Source organism: Demequina litoralis (assembly GCF_030418455.1).
In the GTDB taxonomy this organism is placed as follows: Bacteria; Actinomycetota; Actinomycetes; order Actinomycetales; family Demequinaceae; genus Demequina; species Demequina litoralis.
The window spans coordinates 171,660-192,801 of record NZ_JAUHPW010000004.1 but is presented as its reverse complement, the minus strand read 5'-3'; the positions used below and the strand labels follow the sequence as shown (position 1 = coordinate 192,801).

Sequence of the window (21,142 nt, the reverse complement as noted above, 5' to 3'; positions counted from 1 at the left end):
CTACTCGTCCGCCATCCGCTCGAGCTCCGCCTCGACCATCTCGTCGTCGAGCTTCTGGAAGATCGGCGACGGGGCCGGGACGGCCGTGCCGGCCACCAGGTCGGTGCGCGCCCAGCCGCCCACGGACGCGTAGTCGCCCTGGATGACCGGGTAGTGGCGGTCCGCGAGGTCGAGATCGGCGACCTCGTTCATCTGCGGCATGGGCGCGAGCACGCCGGTGCCGCCGAGCGCCTCGTGCACCTTCTGCGCGGAGTGCGGCAGGAACGGCGACATCATCGTGTTGGCGTCGGAGACCAGCTGGGCCGCGACCGCGAGGACGGTGCGCATGCGCTCGGGGTCCTCGTTCTTGAGCTTCCACGGCGCGGTGTCGGCAAGGTACTTGTTCGCGTCGCCGATCACGCGCATCGTCTCGCTGATCGCGGCGCGCTGGCGCTGCGTGCGGATGTGCTCGCCCACCGTGGTGAAGGCGGCCTCGGAGGCCGCGAGCGCGGCGCGGTCGATGTCGGCCAGCTCGCCCAGCGCGGGGATCTCGCCCACGTTCTTGTGCAGCAGCGACGCGGTGCGGTTGACCAGGTTGCCCCAGCCGGCGACCAGCTCGTCGTTGTTGCGGCGCTTGAACTCCGCCCACGTGAAGTCCGCGTCCGACGTCTCGGGGCCCGCGACCGCGATGAAGTAGCGCAGCGCGTCGGGCTGGTAGCGCGACAGCATGTCGCGCACGTAGATGACGTGGCCGCGCGACGAGGAGAACTTGGCGGACTCCATGGTGAGGAACTCGCTCGAGACCACCTCGGTGGGCAGCTGGAGGTCGCCGAACTCGCTGAGCGAGCCGCCGCGCGCGCCGCGACCGTTGGCGGCGATGAGCTCGCCGGGCCAGATCTGCGAGTGGAAGGTGATGTTGTCCTTGCCCATGAAGTAGTACGACAGGGCAGCCGGGTCGTTCCACCACTGGCGCCACGCGTCCGGGTCGCCCGAGCGGCGCGCCCACTCGATCGAGGCGCTGAGGTAGCCGATGACCGCGTCGAACCACACGTAGAGGCGCTTGGCAGGGTTGTCCTCCCACCCCTCGAGCGGCACCGGGATACCCCAGTCGATGTCGCGGGTCATCGCGCGCGGACGCACGTCGACGAGCAGGTTCTTGGAGAAGTTCATGACGTTGGGACGCCAGCCCTGGCGCGAGCCGAGCCAGTCGGTGAGCGGCTGCACGAGCGCCGGCAGGTCGAGGAAGAAGTGCTCGGTCTCGACGAACTTGGGGGTCTCGCCGTTGATGCGGGACACCGGGTTCTTGAGGTCGATCGCGTCGAGCTGGTTGCCGCAGTTGTCGCACTGGTCGCCGCGCGCGCCGTCGTAGCCGCAGATGGGGCAGGTGCCCTCGATGTAGCGGTCGGGCAGCGTGCGGCCGGTCGACGGCGAGATGGCGCCACGGGTGGTCTCCGACAGCATGTAGCCGTTCGCGTGCACGGCCTTGAACATGGCCTGCGCGACGGCGTAGTGGTTGCCGGTGGTGGTGCGGGTGAAGAGGTCGTAGGACAGGCCCAGCTGGGTGAGGTCCTCGACGATCACGCGGTTGTAGCGGTCCGCGAGCTCCTGCGGGCTCACGCCCTCGCCCTCGGCCTGCACGAGGATCGGGGTGCCGTGCTCGTCGGTGCCCGACACCATGAGGACGTCGTTGCCGGCGAGGCGCATGTAGCGGCTGAAGACGTCCGAGGGGACGCCGAACCCGGCGACGTGACCGATGTGGCGGGGGCCGTTGGCGTACGGCCAGGCGACCGCGGACAGGATGCGTGACATGGCGTCCATCCTAGTGTTCGCGGTGGGGTCGTCCTCCTGGCCCTGCCCCCTACCGGTAGTCGGGCGCGGGGTCGAGCCCGAAGTACTCCTCGAGCGTCGCGATCCCGCCGTCGTGCATCGCGGCGGCGACCTCGGCTCCGACGTAGCGCAGGTGCCAGGGCTCGTAGATGTACCCGGTGACGGCGTCCGAGCCCGCGGGATAGCGGACGATGTAGCCGTGCTCCCACGCGTGCGCGGCGAGGTACTGCCCCGCCGCGGTGGTCGCGAAGCAGGCCTGCAGCGTGCACACGCCGTTGCTCACGTCCGCCGCGAGCCCCGTCTGATGCTCGGAGTAGCCGGGTCGCGCCGAGAACCGGTCCGCGCCGTCCTGCCCGCGCGAGCGGACGTAGCCCGCATAGAGGGAGGACTGCGTCCCGTAGGCCCGGTAGGCGGTGGAGATCGAGAAGCCCGCGCCGGCCTCGACGGCGGCCTCGTGCAGCGCGGTCATCGCCGCGGCGGCCTCGGCGCGCATCGTCACGCCGTTGGGGATGCCCTCGACCGTGACCAGGTCGTCGGGCACGTGGTCGAGCGGATCGAGCGGGCGCTGCTTGTTGACCACCACGGTGAGCGAGTCGGGGTCGTCGACGTCCGGCGCGGTCACCTCCACCTCGGGGGTGCGCACCGCGGTCGCCTGCGGGTCGGCGGTGATGGCAGCGAGGGACGATGCGCCGGGCACGGGCGTCGCGGAGGCCGTCGGCGTCGGGGCGGCGGCCGTCGCATCGGAGGCGCCCGCGAGCGCGAGCCAGTCGTCGGCGGGCGGGAGCAGCGCGCCCGCCCCGATGCCGAGCCCGAAGCACGAGGCGGCGACGACCGCGGCGTGGACCAGGCGGCGCCGGCGACGCGGCGACGCCGCGCTCACTCGGCGGACCGCGCCGCCAGGACCGCGGCGTAGAGCTCGCGGCTGGGGACCCCTGCTGTCGACGCGACGTCCGCGACCGCGGACTTGGCCCGCTCCCCCGCGGCAACCCTGGCGAGCACCTCGTCGACGAGCGCCGGCACGCCGGGCGCCTCCGCCGCGCGGCCCTCCACCGTCACGACGATCTCGCCGCGCGGCTCCTTCTCCTCGGCCCACGCCGCGAGCTCCGCGAGCGGGCCGCGGCGGGTCTCCTCGTAGGTCTTGGTGAGCTCGCGCGACACGGATGCGCGGCGGTCGCCGCCCCACGCCTCGGCCATCGCCGCGAGCGTCGCGGCCAGCCGGTGCGGCGCCTCGAAGAAGACGAGCGTGCGCTCCTCGGTCGCGAGCGAGGCCAGCCGGGTGGCCCGCTCCCCCGGCTTGCGGGGCAGGAAGCCCTCGAAGGCGAAGCGGTCGGTGGGCAGGCCCGACAGCGCGAGCGCGGCGAGCGCCGCGGACGGGCCCGGCAGCACGGTGACGTCGACGCCGGCCGCGGCGGCCGCCTCGACCACGCGGAAGCCCGGGTCGGACACGGCCGGCATGCCCGCATCGGACACCACGACGACGGTGTCGCCCGCCGCGGCGCGCTCGACGAGGGCGGCGGCGGAGTCGCCCTCGTTGTGGTCGTGGTGCGCGACGGTCTCGCCCTGGATCCGGATCCCGAGCCGGCCCGCGAGGTCCCGCAGACGGCGGGTGTCCTCGGCGGCGACCACGTCCGCGGTCGCCAACGCGTCGCGCAGCCTCTCGGACGCGTCGCCGACGTTCCCGATGGGCGTCGCGGCGAGCACGATCCGTCCGGTCATGCCCCCAGGGTCGCACACGCCGCGGCGCGGCCGGACCGGCGTGGCGCGCGGCTAGGCTTCGCGTGTGAATCTCGCGACGCTGTGGCGCTGGCGCACCACCCTCATGGCCGTCGGCGTGGGCCTCCTCGCGGCGATCCTGCGCCTCGCGTCGCTCGCGGATCCCCACGCGCTCGTGTTCGACGAGGTGTTCTACGCGCGCGGCGGCTACTCGATCACCGAGCTGGGCTACGAGGGCGACTGGACCGGGGACGACCAGGCCTTCGTGTCGGGCGACACCTCGGGCCTCACCACCGACGGCGACTACGTGGTGCACCCGATGGTGGGCAAGCTGCTCATCGCGCTCGGCATCCAGCTCTTCGGCAACGACCCGTTCGGCTGGCGCGTCATCGGGGCGGTGCTCGGCGCGCTCACCGCGGTGCTCGTCGCCCTCGCCGGCCGACGCCTCTTCCGGTCCACCCTGTGGGGCGGCGTCGCGGGCGTGCTGGTCGCGGTCGACGGGCAGGCGATCGTGCTGTCGCGCACCGCGATCCTCGACGGCTACCTCGCGTTCTTCGTCGCGCTCGGCTTCTGGCTGCTCGTGGTCGACCGCGACCGCACCCGGCGGATCCTCGAGGACGGCGTCGCGCGCACCCGCGCCGAGCTGCGCCTGTGGCCGGACGCGCCCGTGCCCGGCCTCGGGCCGCGCACCGGGGTGCGGTGGTGGCGGCTGGCGGCGATCCTGGCCTTCGCCCTCGCGGGCTCGGTGAAGTGGTCCGGCTTCTACTTCGCCGCCGTGCTGCTCGTGCTGTCGGTCGTGTGGGACGCGCTCGCGCGCCGCGACCTCGGATGCGAGCGGTGGTTCGCCGGGGCCTTCGCGCGAGCGGTGCCCGCGGGCCTCGCGACGCTCGTCATCGTGCCGGTCGTGTACGTGGCGACGTGGGCCAACTGGTTCCTCACCGACGGCTCGTACGACCGGCAGTGGGCCGCGGAGCATCCGGGCGAGGGGGCGACCTGGCTGCCGGACGCGCTCAACTCGCTGCTCCACTACCACCTGCAGATGTGGGACTTCCACACCGGGCTGACCACCGAGCACAACTACATGTCCAACCCGTGGCTGTGGCTCGTGCAGTGGCGCCCCACCGCGTTCTACTTCGAGGACGCCCCGGACGCGGACTGCGGCGCCGAGCGCTGCGTGAGCGCGATCCACGCGCTGGGCAACCCGCTGCTGTGGTGGCTGGCGACCGCGGCGCTCGTGTGGGCGCTGTGGCGCGTGGTGCGGCGCGGCGACGTCCTCGCGCTGTCGGTGTCCGCGGGCGTGCTCGCCGGCTGGGTGCCGTGGCTGCCGTACGCCTACCGCACCATCTTCACCTTCTACTCGGTGGCGTTCATGCCGTTCATGGTGCTCACGCTCGTCTGGGCGCTGAGGCGCATCGCGCAGCCCGAGGACCTCGACGGCGGCTGGTCGCGGCGGGGCACCATCGCGGTCGGCTGCATCCTCGCCGCGATCCTGCTGGTATCCGGCCTCTTCATGCCGCTGTGGGTGGGCACGCCCATCCCGTTCCGGTACTGGCAGGCACACATGTGGCTGCCCAGCTGGATCTGAGCCCGCCCCCGGTCAGCCGTCGCGGTGCTCGATGAGCCGCGACAGGATGATCGCGCTGCGGGTCTTGTCCACCTGCGGGGCGAGCCGCACGTGCTCGAGCGCGGCCTCGAGATCCGTCATCGTGGAGGCGCGCAGGCGGACGATCGCGTCCGCCTGGCCCGTCACGGTGAAGGCCTCGACCACGTTGGGGATCGCCTTGAGGATGCGCCGGAGCTCGTCCGGCGCGACGGTGCCCGTGCAGAACACCTCGACGTACGCCTCGGTGCCCGCGCCGTCGAGCTCGGGGTCGAGGCGGACGTGGAAGCCCTGGATGGCGCCGTCGGCCACCATCCGATCGACTCGACGTTTCACCGCCGACGGCGACAGGCCGATGCGCGCGCCCATCTCCGCATAGCTCGCGCGGCCGTCCAGCCGCAGCTCCGCGATGATGCGTCGGTCCAGGTCGTCGAGCGACATGCCTACTCCCCCCTCGCAAGCAACCTGCATCCGAGCGACCATTCTCGCACGCAAGGCGCGCAATGTGCACAAAAGCCTCACCATTACATCGTCAGCACCGGCGTCCGGGCGCCCCGCGGGGATTCCCTCGCGGCGCGCGTCGGCGGCGGTAGCGTGAGACCAGCCGCCACGCGGAGGCGCGGCCGCGAGAGGAGCTCTCATGCAGGAGACCAGGAACATCGGGTTCGAGATGGACGCGCGCGAGCTCACCGCACGCGCGATCACGGCGGTGCGGGTGATGTTCGCCGTGCTGGGCGTCGTCGCGCTCGGCGTGGGCATCGCGCTGATGGTGTGGCCGGGCCACACGCTGAGCGTGGGCGCGGTGCTCATCGGCATCTACTTCGCCGTCGCGGGCGTCGCCCGCATCGCGATGGGCGTGCTCGGCTCGGCCCTCTCCGGCGGCCTGCGGGCGCTGGCGATCATCATGGGCGTGCTCATGCTGCTCGCCGGCGTCATCACGCTGCGCAACCTCGAGGCCTCGGCGGCGGTGCTGCTGCTCGTGGTCGCGATCGCGATCGGCATCGGCTGGATCATCGACGGCATCATGGTGCTGGTCGAGTCCGGGAAGGCGCGCTCGCGCGGCTGGGCGATCGCGTACGGCATCATCAGCATCATCGCCGGCGCGGTCGTGCTCGGCGCACCCGCGATCACCGCCACGGTGCTCGTGTGGATCGCCGCGTTCGTCTTCGTCGTGCTCGGCATCGTCGGCATCGTGCGCGCCTTCACGTTCGGCCGCCACGCGGAGGCGGAGCTGTGACGGCCGACTCGCCGGCGCCCGACACGGAGGAGCTGCCGGAGGAGGTCGCCCGCGCGGCCGCCGAGCAGGCCGCGATGCGTGCGGAGGAGCCCGCGCCGCTGTGGATCGACTCGGTGGTGCGCCGCGCGCTGTGGCGGACGGTCGGCGTGGTCCTCACGGTCATGCTGGGGCTGTGGATCGCGTTCCAGATGCGTCATCTCCTCGGCATCCTCGTGCTGTCGCTCTTCATCGCCCTCGCGATGCTGCCGGGGGTCACCGGCCTGCACCGCCGCTACGGGATGCGGCGTGGCGCCGCGGTCGGCCTCATGTACCTCGCGGCCGTGCTGCTCGTCGTGTTCATGGTCGCGGTCCTCATCCCCGCGATCGCACGCTTCGCGGACGCGGTCCACGACAACCTGCCCGGCTGGACCTCCGCCCTGAGCGAGTGGAGCCGGGACGTCCTCGGGCTGCCGATCGACACGACGGCGACGGACGATGCGCTCACGAGCTTCTCCGACGTCGTCGCGACGTGGGCGGACGAGGTGCTCGGCATCGTGACCTCGGGCATCGGGCTGATCTTCGACCTCTTCACGGTGGCGACCTTCGCGTTCTACATCGCCGCCCAGTGGCCGCAGATCATGCGGGCCCTCATGTCGCGCATGCCCCCGGCCCGCCAGCGCACCTTCGCGTGGATCGCGGACACCTCGATCGAGCAGACCGGCGGCTACTTCTACTCGCGCCTGCTGCTCATGGGCGTGTGCGGCGGCCTCGGCTTCGTGGTGATGCTCCTCGTGGGGCTGCCGCTCGTCTACGCGATCCCGCTCGCGCTGTTCATGGGCTTCGTGTCGGAGTTCATCCCGTTCATCGGCACGTACATCGGCGCCGCGCTGCCCATCATCATCGTGCTCGCGGTGCAGGGCCTCGTGCCCGCGCTCATCCTGCTCGCATGGGTGCTCGTGTACCAGCAGGCGGAGAACTACTGGCTGAGCCCGCGCTTCTCGTCGCAGACGATGGAGCTCAACGGCGCGGTCGCCTTCGGCGGGGCGCTCGCGGGCGGTGCGATCGCCGGCCCGCTGGGCGCGTTCATGGCGCTGCCGGTGGCGGCGCTCATCACCGCGATCGTCAAGAACTCGGGGCGCACCTACGACGTCATCCCGATCGACGAGGCGAGCCCCGCGGCCGAGCCCGCCCGCGCATCGTCCTCCGCCAAGGACGCCGCCGACGACTGACCGCAGCCGCAGACGACGAAGGCCCCCGCCGCGGCGGGGGCCTTCGTGCGTGAGTCGAGCGTCAGCTCGCGGCGAGGATGTCCACCACGAACACCAGCGTCGAGTTCGCCGGGATGGTGTCCGACTCCTGGTCGCCGTACGCGAGGTCCGGCGGGATGACGAGGAGCACCTGGCTGCCGACCGTCTGGCCCGCGAGGCCGTCGACCCAGCCGTCGATGAGCGAGCCCGACGCAAGGGTGAAGGACGTCGCGGCGCCGCGGTCCCACGAGGAGTCGAACTGGTCGCCCTTCCAGATCCAGCCGGTGTAGTGCACCGTGATCTGGTCGCCCTCCTGGACCTTCGCGCCGTCGCCCTCGATGAGGGGCTGGATCACGAGCTCCTCGGGCTTCTTGCCCGCGTCGGAGAAGTCGATGGACGGCATGCCGTCGTCGTCGAGCGTGACGGTCGGGAGGTCCTCGGCCGGCTCGACCGCGGTGCCCTCGGCGCGCTCGAGCGGCGTGACCGCGCTCGAGGCGGTGACGGCCATGACGACCGCCGCGCCGTCCTCGGAGGAGGTGTCGGGGTAGACGTAGAGGAGGTCGGTGCCGACCTTCTGGCCGATGAGCGCGTCGTAGAGGTCCTCGACGACCTGGCCGTCGGCCATGGTGACGACCTCGGGCGTGCCCGCCTCGAACGTCGAGTAGATCTGCGAGGCGTCCGTGCCGGAGTAGACCACGTAGTCGAGGGTGACGTTCTGGCCCTCCTCGATGACCTCGCCGTCGCCGTCGGTGACGTGGCGCGTGGCGATGTCGGTGACGGTCAGCGGGGTGTCGAAGGTCAGCGCCGGGACGCCGTCCGCCTCCTCCCACTCGATGGCCTCGAGCGCGGCGGCGTCGGCGGCCGGGTCGACCGCGACGGCGTCGGTGGCGGCCGAGGCGGACGGCGACGCGTCCGACTCCGAGGCGGGGCTGCACGCGGCCAGGCCGAGCACGGCGATCGAGCCGAGCACGACGGCAGTCAGTGCGTTCTTCTTCATGGATCTCCTCACGGGGGTCGTCCGCATCGATCGCGGCGGCGCGCGGGACAGGGGGTCGACCCGGTAACCGATGGGCCCTCGCGACGGTTCCCGGCCCGACCGCATCTTGACGCGACCGTGACCTCCCGCGCGGGGCACCCGACCAGGGTACTCGCCCATCCTGGGAGGTCGCTGTGAGCCTCCCCCGGGCTCAGGCCTCCCGGTGGACCACCTGGGCCGAGGTCTGCGCCGTCGCGAGCATGAGGATCTGGTCGATGTTGACGTGCTTGGGGCGCGAGGCGACCCAGCGGACCGCGTCCGCGATGTCCTCGGCGCTCATCGGGGTGACGCCCTCGTAGACCTTGGCGGCCTTCTCGGCGTCGCCTCCGAAGCGCACGAGCGAGAACTCGGTCTCGACCATGCCCGGGTCGATCTCGGAGACGCGGACCGGCTGGCCGAGCAGCTCGATGCGCAGCACGCGCGTCATCGCCGCGACCGCGTGCTTGGCGGCGTTGTAGCCGCCGCCGCCCTTGTAGGGCTCGCGCGCCGCGATCGAGCCGATGTTGATGACCTGGCCGTCGCCCGACGCGACGAGCTGGGGCAGCAGCGCCTTCGTGACGCGCAGCGTGCCGAGCACGTTGACGTCGTACATCCACTGCCACTCGTCGACGTCGCCCTCGGCGATCGACGAGGTGCCGAGCGCGCCGCCCGCGTTGTTGAGCAGCAGGTCGCAGGACTCGATCGCGGCGCAGAAGGCGTCCACGGACTCCTGGTCGGTGACGTCGAGGCGCAGCGCGGTGCCGCCGATCTCCTCGGCGAGCGCCTCGAGGCGGTCGACGCGGCGGGCGCCGAGGATCACGTGCCAGCCGTCGGCCGCGAGGGCGCGCGCGCTGGCCGCGCCGATCCCGCTGCTCGCTCCGGTGACGACCGCCGTCCGCTGTGCCATTACTGCTCTCCGTTCTGGTGTGGATGCCTGCCGGGATCCCGGCGGCCTGGGTCCACTATGGCTGGCCGGACCACGGCGGGCCAGGGCCAGTCGACGCCGGGCACCGGGTGCCACAGTGTTTCCCCGGCGTAACGGCTGGCCCCTGGGATCGGCCTCCGGTGGACCTGGCCCGCGCGCGCGGGAGCCAGCAGTATCGGCACATGATGACGAGGCGTGGATGACGGCGGCGGCCTGGCTCGCCGCGGGCGCGGTCGTGGCGCTCGCGACGGTGGTGCAGTCGGCGACCGGCATGGGCTTCGGCATCGTCGCGGTGCCCCTGCTCGTGCTCGTCGCGCCGCAGCTCGGCATCGGCGCGGTCCTCGCGATCACCGTGGTCGTCATGATCGTCGCCGCATGGAGCGAGCGCCGCTGGCTCCACCGGGGCGACCTCATGCGCGCCTCCGTCGCCGCCGTGCCCGGGATCGTCGCCGGCACGCTGATCGCCCACGTCACCCCGGCCGCGGCGACCCAGGTGGTGGTCGGCGCGGTGGTGGTCGCCGCATCGGCCCTGTCCCTGCTGGCGTGGCGCGCGCGGATGACCCCGGCGAGCGTGGCGGTCGCCGGCGGCCTGGGCGGCGCGCTCACCCCGATCGCGGCGCTGCCTGGCCCGCCGATGGCCGTGGTCTACCGCCCGGACGAGGTGAGGACGATGCGCGCGACGCTGTCCGCGTACTTCGCCGTGACGTCGGTGCTGTCGCTGATCTCGCTATCCTTGTCCGCGGGCAGGGCCGGTGCGGGTCCGCTCGGACTCGACGCGCTGGCCGGCCTCGCGCTCGCCCCCGCCGTCATCGTCGGCGCGGTCGCGGCCGCCCCGCTCGTGAGACGGATCCCCGCCGGCGCGGTGCGCACGGCGGCGCTGATCCTGTCGCTCGTGTCCGGCGCGGTGCTCGCCGCACGCGGGATCGTCGCGTGAGGCGCGCCCAGGAGGGACGCATGACCATCGAACGCGACATCGAGACCGACGAGGCCTTCGGCGACCGCGCGCGCCAGTACCTCGACCCCGACAGCCGCGAGCCGCTCTTCCAGCAGGTCCGCCGCTTCCTCGAGCAGTCGCTGCTCGAGGGCCGCTTCAAGCCGCATCGCCCGCTGCCGTCGTCGCGCCACCTCGCGGGCGTGCTCGGGGTGTCGCGCAACACGGTCTCGGCCGCGTACCAGGAGCTCACCGCGCTGGGCCTCATCGAGTCGCGTCCGCGCTCGGGCCTGTACCCCGCCGCCGAGCGGCTCGCGACCGCCCAGCCCGGCGCATCGTCCGCCCCTCAGCCGGCCCGCGCGCCGCACCACCGGTCCGTGCCGACCGGCCAGGTCGACTGGCAGGCACGCCTGCCGCGCCCGCTGGGCGAGGACCTCCACCACGCGGCGGCCCACCCGGACTGGAACCGCTACCCCTTCCCGTTCCTGCCCGGCCAGCCCGAGCTGTCGTCCTTCCCCGCCCGCGCGTGGCTGCGCGCGCTCAACGACGCGCTGGCCGGGCCGCACATGGCGGCCAGCCTCCGCGACTCGGTCGACGCCGACGACGAGCTGCTGGTCAAGGCGATCTGCCGCGAGATCCTGCCGCCGCGCGGCATGTCGGTGAGCCCGTCCGAGGTCATCATCACCAACGGCGCGCAGCAGGCCCTCTCGATGCTCGCGGACCTCCTCATCGAGCCGGGCAACACGGTGAGCGTCGAGAACCCCGGCTACGTCGACGCGTGGCACATCTTCCGCAACGCGGGCGCGACGCTCCACCCGGTCGAGGTCGACGCCTCCGGCGCACGGGTGTCGAAGGCCGATGCGGCACGCTCCGAGTTCGTCTACCTCACCCCCAGCCACCACCACCCGACCTCCGTCACCACGTCCTACTCGCGCCGCGCCGCGATCCTCCGCGCCGCGCAGGCCGAGGACGCGCTCATCATCGAGGACGACTTCGACTCCGAGGTCCGCTTCAAGGGCCGCCCCACGCCGTCGCTCAAGTCGCTCGACCGCACGGGACGCGTCATCTACGTGGGCACGTTCTCGAAGTTCGTGGCGCCGGGCCTGCGGCTCGGCTTCGTGGTGGCCGATGCGGCGCTCATCGCCGCGCTCCGCGAGCGCCGGCGCTACCTCACCAAGCATCCGTCGGGCCACCTGCAGCGCGCGCTCGGGCTCTTCATCGAGTCCGGCGAGTACCACCGCGCGCTGCGCCAGCACCGCCGCCACCTGGTCCGCAAGTGGGAGGTGCTGACCGAGGAGCTCGAGCGGCACCTGCCGTTCCCGCTCGGACCGGTGCCGGCCGGCGGTCTCAGCGTGTGGCTCACGGGCCCCGAGGGCTTCGACGGCACCCGGGCCGCGGCCATCGCGCGCGGCAAGGGCGTCCTCATCGACGCCGGCGAGCGCTTCTTCCTCGAGGGCGCGAAGCGGAACCACATCCGCGTGGGCTTCAACACGATCCCGCTGCAGGCGATCCCGCGCGGCGTCGAGCTGCTGGGCGAGGCGATCCGCGAGCAGCTCGCCGAGTAGCCCGCATTCCCCGGGCACCCCGGTTGCTCCTCCACGCGCCCGAGCCGCTCCCCCACCAGAAGTCCCGATGTGAACGGGCGACATGCCCGGATCGGGCCGCTCCCGCATCGTCCCGCGTGGAGGGATGACCGGGAGAGACGAAGGGAGGGGGCGGTGCTGGGCCCGCCCCCTCCCGGTCTCGCTCCGGCCGTCAGACCAGGGCCGGCTCCCGCACGCCCTCGTAGGCCGCGTCCGCGACCTCGAGCGCCTCGTCGAGGATCGCGAGGCCCTCGCGGGCCTCCTCGTCGGAGAGGTTGCACGGCGGGCACAGGTGGATCCGGTGGAACTGGTTGAACAGCAGCAGGCCGGCCTCGCGCGCCGCCGCCAGGACGCCGGTGACCGCGGGCGCCGCGCCCCCGTACGGGGCGAGCGGCTCCTTGGTCTCGCGGTCCTTGACCAGGTCGAGCGCCCAGAACGCGCCCAGGCCGCGGACCTCGCCGATCGAGGGGTGGCGCTCGGCCATCTCGCGCAGCGCGGGCCCGAAGACCTCCGAGCCGAGCCGGGCCGCGTTCTCCACGACCTGCTCCTCGTGCATCGCCTCGATGGTCGCGACGGCGGCCGCCGCGGCCAGCGGGTGGCCCGAGTAGGTGAGGCCGCCGGGGTAGGCGCGCTCGTCGAACGTCGCGGCGACCTCGTCGCGGATGATGACGCCGCCCATGGGCACGTAGCCGGAGTTCACGCCCTTGGCGAAGGTGATGAGGTCCGGGGTGATGCCGTAGTGGTCGATCGCGAACCACGCGCCGGTGCGGCCGAAGCCGGCCATCACCTCGTCGCAGATCATGAGGATCCCGAAGCGGTCGCACAGCTCGCGCACGCCGGCGAGGTAGCCCGGCGGCGGCGGCATGATGCCGGAGGTGCCGGGGACGGTCTCGAGGACGATCGCCGCGATGGTGCCGGGCCCCTCGAAGGTGATCATCTGCTCGAGGTGCTCGAGCGCGCGGTCGCACTCTTCCTGCTCGGTGGTCGCGTTGAACGCCGAGCGGTAGAGGAACGGCCCGAAGAAGTGGACCGTGCCGGCGGGCACGAACTCGTTCGGGAAGCGGCGCGGGTCGCCCGTCACCTGGATGGCCGTCGCGGTCGAGCCGTGGTAGCTGCGGTACTGGGACATCACCTTGGTGCGCCCGGTGTGCAGCCGCGCCATGCGGATCGCGTTCTCGATGGACTCGGCGCCGCCGTTGGTGAAGAACACCTTGCTCATGCCCTCGGGCGCGAGGTCCGCGATGAGCTTCGCGGCCTTCGACCGCTTGTCGTTCGCGTGCGCCGGCGCGATGGTCGCGAGGGTCGCGGCCTGCTCCTGGATCGCGGCGACGACCTTGGGGTGCTGGTGGCCCACGTTCGTGTAGACGAGCTGCGACGAGAAGTCGAGGTACCGCCTGCCGTCGGCGTCCCAGAGGTAGGACCCCTCGCCGCCGGTGATGACCATCGGGTCGAGCGCCTTCTGCGCGGACCACGAGTGGAAGACGTGCGCGCGGTCGAGCTCGTAGGCCTCGCGGCCGAGCGCGTCGTTGGGGATGGGCACGGTGTGCTCCTCTCTCAGGGTCCGGATCAGACGGTCGCGACGACCGGGGACGGGAAGTGGACGCCGCCGACGACGGTGCCGAGGACGGTGATGTCGCGCAGCTCCTTGGCCTCGGCGACCTCGAACGGGTCACGGTCGAGGACCGCGAAGTCCGCGTACTTGCCGGGGACGATCGAGCCGACCAGGTGGTCGAGCTTGAGCAGGTACGCCGGGCCGATGGTGATGGCCTCGAGGGCCTCCTTCACGGAGATGCGCTCGGCGTCGCCCCACGAGCGGCCGGTCGGGGTGCGGCGCTCGACGGCGTACGAGGCGGTGGCCAGCGGGTCGAGCGGCGTCACCGGGGTGTCGCAGTGGAGCGCGATCTTCACGCCCGAGTCGAGCGCGGTGCGGGCGGCGTTCATGCGCTGGACGCGGTCCGGGCCCACCGTGAGGTCGATGTGCTGGTCGCCCCAGTACCAGATGTGGTTGGAGAAGATGTTGGCGCCCATGCCCAGCTCGGCCATGCGCTTGTACTGCGCGCGGGTGGTGAGCTGCGAGTGGGTGACGGTGTGGCGGTGGTTCCAGCGCGGGGTCTCCGCGAGCACCGACTCGACGGCGTCGCAGAACACCTCGGTCGCCTCGTCGCCGTTGCAGTGCACGTGGATGTTGAGGCCCGCCTTGTGGAAGGCGCTCACCTGCGCGCGGAACGTCTCGGCGTCGGTGTTCCAGATGCCGTCGTCGTGCCCGCACACGTAGCCGGGGTCCTGCAGCTTCGCGGTGTGCTGCTGGATCGAGCCGTCGAGCATGAGCTTGACGGTGCCGAGGTGGAGCTTCGCGTTGCCCTTGTCCTGGATGGACCTCACGAGGGCGGCCATGCCCTCGGCCTCCTCCGCGGACTTTGTCATGCCGCCGAAGGTGGCGGGGACCAGGCGCAGCGAGAAGTCCTCGCGGCTCGTGACCTCGGTGAGCAGGCCCAGCCCGCCGGGGCGGACGGCGTCGAAGCTCGCGAGGTCGGTGGCGGTGGTGCAGCCGTGGTTGCGGGCGTCGGCGGCGAAGTCGTACATGCCCTTCTCGCTCGTCATGCCCTTGGAGAAGTCCATGCCGAGCGCGGCCATCACGGGCATCATCGCGCCCATCTCCTGCAGCTCGCCGGTGGGGAGCCCGTCCTCGCCCTTGACGACGCCCTCGATGTCCGTGTCGGCGCCGTAGCCGGCCTTGTCCAGCAGCACGGAGTTGGCGGTGGCGACGTGCCCGCTCGCGTGGATGACGTAGATGCCGCGCGTGCTGCTCACCGAGTCGAGCGCGTGGCGGTCGAGCGTCTCGCCCGGGTGGAAGAGCATGTCGAGGCCGCGGGCGTTGAGGACCTCGCCCTCGGGCAGCTCCGCGTCCCAGGCCTTGAGGGCGTCGAGCACGCCCTGCCACGACTGGGCGCCGTGCAGCGGGACGCCGTCGGGCGTCATGCGCGGGAAGTAGCCCAGGTAGAACGGGCTGTCCATGCCGGCGCCCATGTGGGAGTGGGCCTCGACGAAGCCGGGGGCGAGCACCTGGTCGGCGTAGCGGTCGTCGACCTCGGCGCCGGGGTAGGTCGCGAGCAGCACCTCGGGGGTGCCGACGGCGAGGATCCGGTCGCCGCGGACGGCGACGGCGGTACCGGTCGGGACGGCATCGTCCAGCGTGCGGACCAGCTTCGCGGTGAGGATGGTGACGGTCTCGGTCATGGTGACGCTCCTTCTGTCAGACGGTGGTGGACGATGCGGGACGGAGGCCGAGGCGCAGCGCCTCCTGGCCCTCGCCGGGACGGTGGCACGCGACGAGGTGGCCGCCGGTGGCGTCCGCGGCGACGTCGGTGTGGACGAGCGGCGGCGCCTCGGTGCGGCACTGCTCGGTGGCGAGCCAGCAGCGGCTCGCGAAGGCGCAGCCGGCGGCGCGCTGGGTGGGGCTCGGCGGGTCGCCCTGAAGGATGATCCGTTCCCGCTTGCCCGCCTCGGGGTCCGGCACCGCGGACAGCAGCGCCGCGGTGTACGGGTGCAGCGGGTCGGCGAGCACCTGCGCCGCCGGGCCCACCTCGACGATGCGGCCCAGGTACATCACCGCGACGCGGTGCGACAGGTGGCGGATCACCGCGAGGTTGTGCGAGATGAACATGTAGGTGAGCTGCTTGCTCTCCTGCAGCTCGAGCAGCAGGTTGAGGATCTGCGCCTGGATCGACACGTCGAGCGCGCTGGTGGGCTCGTCGAGGACCACGAGCTCGGGCTCCGTGGCGATCGCGCGGGCGATCGCGATGCGCTGGCGCTGGCCGCCCGAGAACTCGTGCGGGAAGCGGCCGGCGGCGCCGTCCGGGGCGCCGACGGCCTCGAGCGCGGCGAGCGCCTTGTCCTTGGCCTCGCGCCGCGGCACGCCGGCGGCGAGCAGGGGCTCCATCACGGAGCGGAGCACCTTGTAGCGCGGGTCGAGCGAGTCGTTGGGATCCTGGAAGACCATCTGCGCGCGGCGGCGGTGGGCGCGGAGGCGGCCGCCACGCATGCTCAGCGCATCGGCGCCGTCGAAGCGGATCTCCCCTGCGGTGGGCTTGCGCAGCAGCAGCGCGGCCCGGGCGAGGGTCGACTTGCCGCAGCCCGACTCGCCGACGATGCCGAGCGTCTCGCCGCGCTGCACCTCGAGGGTGACGCCGTCGAGCGCGTGGACGGTGCGCCCGCCGGAGGCCGGGAACTCCTGGCGGATGCCGTTGAGCGTCATGAGCGGCTCCGCCGCCTGCTCGGGGCGGGGGGCGAGGTCGAGCTCCGTGGCGGTCATGCCGTCACCTCCGTGCGGGTCGAGAGTTCCAGCTCGGTGCTGCGCCAGCAGCGGGCCGTGTGGGCGGGTGCCACCTGGACCAGCGGCTGGGGCGCGGCGCACGCCTCGGTGGCGAACGCGCATCGTGCCGCGAACCGGCAGCCCGCGGTCGCGCGGTCGGAGTCGCGGACGCCGCCGGCGATCATCGGCAGGTCCTCGCGCGCCGCGGTCGTGGTGGTGGGGATCGAGGCGACCAGCGCCGCGGTGTACGGGTGCGAGGGGTGCGCGAGCACCTCCGCGGGGACGCCCTCCTCGACGATCTCGCCGGCGTACATCACGACCACGCGGTCGCACGTCTGGGCGATGACGCCGAGGTCGTGGCTGATGAGCAGCACGCCCGCGCCGGTGGTGCGGCGCATCTGGTCCAGCAGGTCGAGGATCTGCGCCTGGACCGTGACGTCGAGGGCGGTGGTGGGCTCGTCGGCGACGAGCAGCTGCGGGTTGGCGGCGAGGGCCATCGCGATGACGATGCGCTGGCGCATGCCGCCGGACATCTGGTGGGGGAACTGCTTGGCGCGCAGCTCGGGCTCGGGCACCTGGACCAGGCGGAGCAGCTCGAGCGCGCGGGCGTGGGCGGCCTCCTTGTCCGCGAGGCCGTGCACCAGCAGCACCTCGGCGATCTGGGCGCCGACCCGCATGCACGGGTTGAGCGCGGACATGGGCTCCTGGAACACCATCGAGGCGACGCGGCCGCGCACCTCGTTCCAGTCCTCCTCGTCGGCGTCGCCCATGGGGCGCGTGCCGACGTCGAGCCGGGCGGCGTCGACGCGGGCGGTGGTGGGCAGGAGGCCCAGCACGGCGAAGCCGATGCTCGACTTCCCGCAGCCGGACTCCCCGATGACGCCCAGGATCTCGCCCGGGCCGACCCGCAGGTCGACGCCGGAGACGACGGGGGTGCCGCCGCCGTAGCTGATGCTGAGGTCCTCGACGGCGAGCGCGTCGGTGGTGGCGATCGTCGCGGTCATGGCGTCCTCCTCTGTGTGGTGCGTGGGTGGATCGGGTGGGTCCCGGCGGGCGGCGCGGGCGCGGGGCCGCGCGCCGCCCGCCGGAGGCCTCAGGAGGTCTTCGCCGTGGCGGCGAGGCCCTCGCGGTAGGTGTACGGGTCGACCTCGTAGCCGGTCACGGTGTCGCCCCAGACCTCGTAGCGCTGCGGACCGGTGTAGGCGACGAGCACGTTGACGTTCTCGGCGACCGCGGCCTCGAGCTGCGCGAGGACCTCGGCGCGCTCGGCCTCGTCGAAGGTCGAGCGGAGCTGCATGTACAGCGCGACCTCGGGCGAGGTCTCGTCGACGGTGGTGACCATGGGCAGGCCCGGGGTGAGGACGGTCGCGAAGTACGCCGACGGGTCCGGCATGTAGACGCCGGGCACGAGGACCAGGTCGGTCCAGGTGCCGCCGATGTAGGACTGCAGCACCTCGGTCCAGGGCTTGCCGACGAGCTCGAGCGTGATGCCCGCCTCGGCGAGCTGCTGCTTGAGGACCTCGACCATCGGCACGTCGAGCGCGAAGGCCGCGTCCGAGGCGTAGGTGAGGGTGATCGTCGGGCTGGCCTGGCCGGCCTCGGCGAGCAGCGCCTTCGCGCCCTCGACGTCGTGCGCGTAGTTCGGCGTCGACTCGTCGGGCGCGATGCCCCACGGGTCGCCGACCGGCACCACGAGGCTGGGCTCGGCCATGCCGCCCATCGCGAAGTCGATGAGGGCCTGGCGGTCCATCGCCTTCGAGACGGCCTGGCGCACCTTGACGTCCGCGAGCGGGCCGTCGGAGGCGTTGACGTACATGGTGAGCGAGCGGGTCGCGGCGTTCTCACCCACGGTGTAGCCCTCGGACTCGAGCGACTGCACCTGGATCGGGTCGCGGAACCAGGCCATGTCGGTGCCCGAGCCCTGACGGAGCTGCGCGGCACGGGCGTTCTCGTCGCCGATGAAGGGGAACTCGAGCGTGTCGACCTCGGGGCCCTCGCCCCAGTAGGACTCGTTGGCGGTGAAGGTCATGGAGACCTGGTCCTGCCACTCGTCGAGCACGAACGGGCCCGTACCGAGCGCGGAGGTCTGGCGGTCCGCCTCCGAGGTGGACTCGTACCAGGCCTGGTTGACGATCGCCATGGCGCGGTACGACAGGATGTTGAGGATCGTCGCGTCGGGGACGAGCGTCGTCAGCTGCACCGTCGTCTCGTCGAGCGCGCTGATCTGGTCCACGGTCGGGAAGTAGCTCGCGCCGGCGGACGAGGCGCGGATCTGCTCGAGCGAGAAGACCACGTCGTCGACGGTGAGCGGGGTGCCGTCCGAGAACGTGACGCCGTCGCGCAGGGTGAAGGTGTAGGTGAGGTCGTCGACCTGCTCCCACGACTCGGCGAGCCACGGGATGATCGTGCCGTCGGCGTCCTTCGCGAGCAGGGGCTCGTAGATCTGGACGAGCGCGTTCGAGTTCGCGAAGGCCTGGGCGACGTAGGGGTCGAGCCCGCCGGCGAGCGGCTGGACGTCGCTCGCGTAGACGAGCGCGCCGCCCTCGACCGCGGGCAGCGCCTCGGCCGACTCGCTCGAGCCGGTCTCGGAGCCGCTCGCGCACGCGGCGAGCGAGAGGCCGAGCACGGCCACGGCGGCCGTGGCGGCGATCCCTCGGGTGATGGTCCTCATGATGCGGGTCTCCTCCTTGGATGGGGTGGGACGGGGCGCGGCGGGTGGGTCAGACCCGGGCCGGGGCCGCCTCGTCCTGGGGGGTGTCGGCGGTCACGGGTGCGTCGCCCGCCTCCACCGTCGTGCCGGAGGCGGCCCTGCCGGCCGCTCCGGACGTCTTCTTGCGGCGACGGCCGCGGGTCGGCACGGCGAGGTTGCCGGCCTTGGGCGAGAGCGCCATCTGGACGCCGTCGGCGAGCAGGTTCCACGCGACCGTGAGCAGCGTGATGAGCACGGCCGGCAGCACGATGAGCAGCGGGTCGAGCTGCATGTAGCGCATCGACTCCGAGATCATGCGGCCCGCGCTCGGGTCGGGAGCCTGCACGCCCTGGCCCAGGAAGCTGAGGCTCGACTCGATGAGCACCGCGAGCGACGCGGTCGAGGCGAAGTTCACGAGCATCGGCGTGGTCGCGTTGGGCAGCAGGTGGCTGAGGGCGATCCAGGGCTTGCGCACGCCCGCGATCTCCGCGGCGACCACGAAGTCGCGGTCGCGCAGCACCAGGATGGGCGAGCGCATGATGCGGGCGAAGCCGGGGGCGCCGATGATCGCCATCGCGATGATGAGCGGCAGGAAGCCCGGCCCGATGATCACGCGGATGACGAGCGCGAAGAGGATCGCGGGGATGGCCATGATGATCTCGGTGCCGCGCATGAGCACGTTGTCGAGACGGCCGCCCGCGTAGCCCGCGATGAGGCCGATGCCCGTGCCGATCACCATGGCGATCACCGAGCTCACGAGCGAGATCACCAGCGCGTAGCGGGTGGCGATCGCGAGGCGGACGAAGTTGTCGCGGCCGATGTTGTCGGTCCCGAGCCAGTGGGTGCCCGACGGGCCCTCGAACGGGCCGCCCGTCGTGAGGTTCGGGTCGTAGCCCCCGACGAGCGGGCCGAGGACGGCGTAGACCGTGAGACCGGCGAGGATCGCGAGGCCGGCGACGAGCGCGCCGTTCTTCTTCAGCTTGATCATGAGGCACGCACCCGGGGGTCGATGACGGGGTAGAGCAGGTCCACCAGCAGGTTGATGAGCACGAAGCACGCGCCCAGCACGAGCACGCAGGCCTGGATGGTCGGGTAGTCCGAGCTGTTGATCGCCTCGATGAGCATCGAGCCCATGCCGGGGATCTGGAAGATGCTCTCGATCACCACGGTGCCGCCGATGAGCGCCGCGAGCTGGATGCCCACCACCGTGGTGACGGGGATGAGCGCGTTCCGGAGCGCGTGCCCGCGGACGATGCGCCCGGTGGGGACGCCCTTCGAGCGGGCCGTGCGGATGTAGTCCTGGGAGAGGGTGTCGAGCACCGTGCCGCGCGAGTAGCGGGAGATCACCGCGGACATCGCGAGCGAGAGCACGAGCGCCGGCACCAGCAGCGACAGGATCGAGGCGACGGGGCCCTTGTCCCACGGCGTGTACCCGATGAGCGGCAGCTTGAACGTGAAGGCGTTCACCATGATGAGGACGGCGCCGATCGCGAAGGCCGGCACGGACAGCGCGATGAACGATCCGCCGCGGATGAGGCCGTCCAGCGGCGTGCCCTGGCGGACCGCCGAGACGACGCCGCTGGGCAGGCCGATGACGAGGCCGACGATGACGGCGATGAGCGCGAGCTGCAGCGACACCGGGAAGCGGTCCCCGAGCATCGTCCCGATCTCCGCCGACTTGGTGAGCGACGTGCCGAAATCCCCGTGGAGGACGCCCCCGAGCCACTCGAGGTACTGCGTGGTCCACGGGCGGTCGAGGCCCAGCTCGGCGCGGACCTCCTCGAGCTGGTTGGGGTCCGGGTTGTCGATGTTCAGGTACTGCAGCGCGGGGTCGCCGGGCATCATGCGCACCATCCCGAAGGACAGCAGGGACAGCGCGAACAGGACGAGCAGTGCCGATCCGAGCCGCTTGGCCAGGTACTTCGCCACGGTCACCTCCTCGGTTCTCGATCGACGTGTGTTGACGTCATCGATCCTTCAAGGAGGCGGCCGTTCCGATAAGAACCACGGGGCCGGGGAAGGTCCGGGCCACCGTTAACCGACGCGACACCTGCGTGTCCCCTGTGTCACGGCGGGGGTGCCAGCGGAAACATGGATGACACACG

The 21,142-nt window shown here is 72.3% G+C and carries 18 protein-coding genes; 5 read left to right on the top strand and 13 right to left on the bottom strand.

Going from position 1 to position 21,142, the window contains the following annotated elements; all coding sequences use genetic code 11:
* The 3 genes from metG to rsmI are packed head-to-tail and all read right to left on the bottom strand — an operon-like array spanning position 1 to position 3,522.
* Complete coding sequence (gene metG / locus QQX09_RS06825) at positions 1 to 1,788, bottom strand: methionine--tRNA ligase (RefSeq protein WP_301132748.1); 1,788 nt, start codon at positions 1,786 to 1,788, stop codon at positions 1 to 3.
* 49 nt (positions 1,789 to 1,837) lie between these two features.
* The gene (locus tag QQX09_RS06820; RefSeq protein ID WP_301132746.1) at positions 1,838 to 2,686 is read right to left on the bottom strand and encodes a M15 family metallopeptidase; all 849 of its coding nucleotides are present in this window, start codon (positions 2,684 to 2,686) and stop codon (positions 1,838 to 1,840) included.
* Positions 2,683 to 3,522 (bottom strand): 16S rRNA (cytidine(1402)-2'-O)-methyltransferase, encoded by an 840-nt coding sequence (rsmI, locus tag QQX09_RS06815; protein WP_301132745.1) that lies wholly within the window; start codon positions 3,520 to 3,522, stop codon positions 2,683 to 2,685. The genes QQX09_RS06820 and rsmI overlap by 4 nt, the downstream gene beginning before the upstream one ends.
* A 64-nt stretch (positions 3,523 to 3,586) precedes the next feature.
* Between rsmI and QQX09_RS06810 the strand changes: the two genes are divergently transcribed.
* Positions 3,587 to 5,104: a dolichyl-phosphate-mannose--protein mannosyltransferase gene (locus QQX09_RS06810; protein WP_301132744.1), complete on the top strand. Its 1,518-nt coding sequence runs from the start codon at positions 3,587 to 3,589 to the stop codon at positions 5,102 to 5,104.
* A gap of 12 nt (positions 5,105 to 5,116) precedes the next feature.
* Here QQX09_RS06810 and QQX09_RS06805 read toward each other — a convergent pair whose 3' ends face one another.
* Positions 5,117 to 5,560: an Lrp/AsnC family transcriptional regulator gene (locus QQX09_RS06805; protein ID WP_301132742.1), complete on the bottom strand. Its 444-nt coding sequence runs from the start codon at positions 5,558 to 5,560 to the stop codon at positions 5,117 to 5,119.
* A 199-nt stretch (positions 5,561 to 5,759) separates the two neighbouring features.
* On the opposite strand from QQX09_RS06805, the gene QQX09_RS06800 reads away from it, so the two are divergent.
* Together QQX09_RS06800 and QQX09_RS06795 are read left to right on the top strand one after the other, a co-directional pair.
* The gene (locus QQX09_RS06800) at positions 5,760 to 6,356 is read left to right on the top strand and encodes an HdeD family acid-resistance protein (protein ID WP_301132740.1); all 597 of its coding nucleotides are present in this window, start codon (positions 5,760 to 5,762) and stop codon (positions 6,354 to 6,356) included.
* Entirely contained in the window at positions 6,353 to 7,564 is a 1,212-nt protein-coding gene (locus QQX09_RS06795) for an AI-2E family transporter (protein ID WP_301132739.1), read from the top strand. The genes QQX09_RS06800 and QQX09_RS06795 overlap by 4 nt, the downstream gene beginning before the upstream one ends.
* Before the next feature lie 61 nt (positions 7,565 to 7,625).
* On the opposite strand, the gene QQX09_RS06790 is transcribed toward QQX09_RS06795, so the two are convergent.
* Complete coding sequence (locus QQX09_RS06790; protein WP_301132737.1) at positions 7,626 to 8,579, bottom strand: FKBP-type peptidyl-prolyl cis-trans isomerase; 954 nt, start codon at positions 8,577 to 8,579, stop codon at positions 7,626 to 7,628.
* A gap of 190 nt (positions 8,580 to 8,769) precedes the next feature.
* The gene (locus QQX09_RS06785) at positions 8,770 to 9,504 is read right to left on the bottom strand and encodes an SDR family NAD(P)-dependent oxidoreductase (RefSeq protein WP_301132735.1); all 735 of its coding nucleotides are present in this window, start codon (positions 9,502 to 9,504) and stop codon (positions 8,770 to 8,772) included.
* Between the two features lie 217 nt (positions 9,505 to 9,721).
* Here QQX09_RS06785 and QQX09_RS06780 point away from each other — a divergent pair, with 217 nt between their 5' ends.
* Together QQX09_RS06780 and pdxR are read left to right on the top strand one after the other, a co-directional pair.
* Positions 9,722 to 10,456, top strand: coding sequence for a TSUP family transporter (locus QQX09_RS06780; protein WP_301132733.1), 735 nt, complete (start codon positions 9,722 to 9,724; stop codon positions 10,454 to 10,456).
* Between the two features lie 20 nt (positions 10,457 to 10,476).
* A complete protein-coding gene (gene pdxR, locus QQX09_RS06775) occupies positions 10,477 to 12,018 on the top strand; it encodes a MocR-like pyridoxine biosynthesis transcription factor PdxR (protein WP_301132731.1) in 1,542 nt (513 codons plus the stop codon).
* 190 nt (positions 12,019 to 12,208) lie between these two features.
* On the opposite strand, the gene QQX09_RS06770 is transcribed toward pdxR, so the two are convergent.
* The 7 genes from QQX09_RS06770 to QQX09_RS06740 form a co-directional block, all read right to left on the bottom strand.
* Positions 12,209 to 13,576: an aspartate aminotransferase family protein gene (locus QQX09_RS06770; protein ID WP_301132729.1), complete on the bottom strand. Its 1,368-nt coding sequence runs from the start codon at positions 13,574 to 13,576 to the stop codon at positions 12,209 to 12,211.
* Positions 13,577 to 13,602: 26 nt separating this feature from the next.
* Positions 13,603 to 15,273: an amidohydrolase gene (locus tag QQX09_RS06765; protein WP_301132727.1), complete on the bottom strand. Its 1,671-nt coding sequence runs from the start codon at positions 15,271 to 15,273 to the stop codon at positions 13,603 to 13,605.
* A gap of 16 nt (positions 15,274 to 15,289) precedes the next feature.
* A complete protein-coding gene (locus QQX09_RS06760) occupies positions 15,290 to 16,348 on the bottom strand; it encodes an ABC transporter ATP-binding protein (protein WP_301132725.1) in 1,059 nt (352 codons plus the stop codon).
* A complete protein-coding gene (locus QQX09_RS06755) occupies positions 16,345 to 17,352 on the bottom strand; it encodes an ABC transporter ATP-binding protein (RefSeq protein WP_301132723.1) in 1,008 nt (335 codons plus the stop codon). The genes QQX09_RS06760 and QQX09_RS06755 overlap by 4 nt, the downstream gene beginning before the upstream one ends.
* A gap of 89 nt (positions 17,353 to 17,441) precedes the next feature.
* A complete protein-coding gene (locus QQX09_RS06750) occupies positions 17,442 to 19,019 on the bottom strand; it encodes an ABC transporter substrate-binding protein (RefSeq protein WP_301132721.1) in 1,578 nt (525 codons plus the stop codon).
* Between the two features lie 49 nt (positions 19,020 to 19,068).
* A complete protein-coding gene (locus QQX09_RS06745) occupies positions 19,069 to 20,025 on the bottom strand; it encodes an ABC transporter permease (protein ID WP_301132719.1) in 957 nt (318 codons plus the stop codon).
* Positions 20,022 to 20,966, bottom strand: coding sequence for an ABC transporter permease (locus QQX09_RS06740; RefSeq protein ID WP_301132717.1), 945 nt, complete (start codon positions 20,964 to 20,966; stop codon positions 20,022 to 20,024). Before QQX09_RS06740 ends, QQX09_RS06745 begins: the two co-directional genes overlap by 4 nt.
* Between the last annotated feature and the right edge of the window lie 176 nt (positions 20,967 to 21,142).

What these genes read in the sequence shown, in the direction of transcription:
- QQX09_RS06745 (WP_301132719.1), bottom strand. Translation starts at nt 20,025, where the DNA reads ATGATCAAGCTGAAGAAGAACGGCGCGCTCGTCGCCGGCCTCGCGATC.
- QQX09_RS06785 (WP_301132735.1), bottom strand. Translation starts at nt 9,504, where the DNA reads ATGGCACAGCGGACGGCGGTCGTCACCGGAGCGAGCAGCGGGATCGGC.
- rsmI (WP_301132745.1), bottom strand. Translation starts at nt 3,522, where the DNA reads ATGACCGGACGGATCGTGCTCGCCGCGACGCCCATCGGGAACGTCGGC.
- QQX09_RS06800 (WP_301132740.1), top strand. Translation starts at nt 5,760, where the DNA reads ATGCAGGAGACCAGGAACATCGGGTTCGAGATGGACGCGCGCGAGCTC.
- QQX09_RS06765 (WP_301132727.1), bottom strand. Translation starts at nt 15,273, where the DNA reads ATGACCGAGACCGTCACCATCCTCACCGCGAAGCTGGTCCGCACGCTG.
- metG (WP_301132748.1), bottom strand. Translation starts at nt 1,788, where the DNA reads ATGTCACGCATCCTGTCCGCGGTCGCCTGGCCGTACGCCAACGGCCCC.
- QQX09_RS06750 (WP_301132721.1), bottom strand. Translation starts at nt 19,019, where the DNA reads ATGAGGACCATCACCCGAGGGATCGCCGCCACGGCCGCCGTGGCCGTG.
- QQX09_RS06760 (WP_301132725.1), bottom strand. Translation starts at nt 16,348, where the DNA reads ATGACCGCCACGGAGCTCGACCTCGCCCCCCGCCCCGAGCAGGCGGCG.
- QQX09_RS06780 (WP_301132733.1), top strand. Translation starts at nt 9,722, where the DNA reads ATGACGGCGGCGGCCTGGCTCGCCGCGGGCGCGGTCGTGGCGCTCGCG.
- QQX09_RS06790 (WP_301132737.1), bottom strand. Translation starts at nt 8,579, where the DNA reads ATGAAGAAGAACGCACTGACTGCCGTCGTGCTCGGCTCGATCGCCGTG.
- pdxR (WP_301132731.1), top strand. Translation starts at nt 10,477, where the DNA reads ATGACCATCGAACGCGACATCGAGACCGACGAGGCCTTCGGCGACCGC.
- QQX09_RS06805 (WP_301132742.1), bottom strand. Translation starts at nt 5,560, where the DNA reads ATGTCGCTCGACGACCTGGACCGACGCATCATCGCGGAGCTGCGGCTG.
- QQX09_RS06755 (WP_301132723.1), bottom strand. Translation starts at nt 17,352, where the DNA reads ATGACCGCGACGATCGCCACCACCGACGCGCTCGCCGTCGAGGACCTC.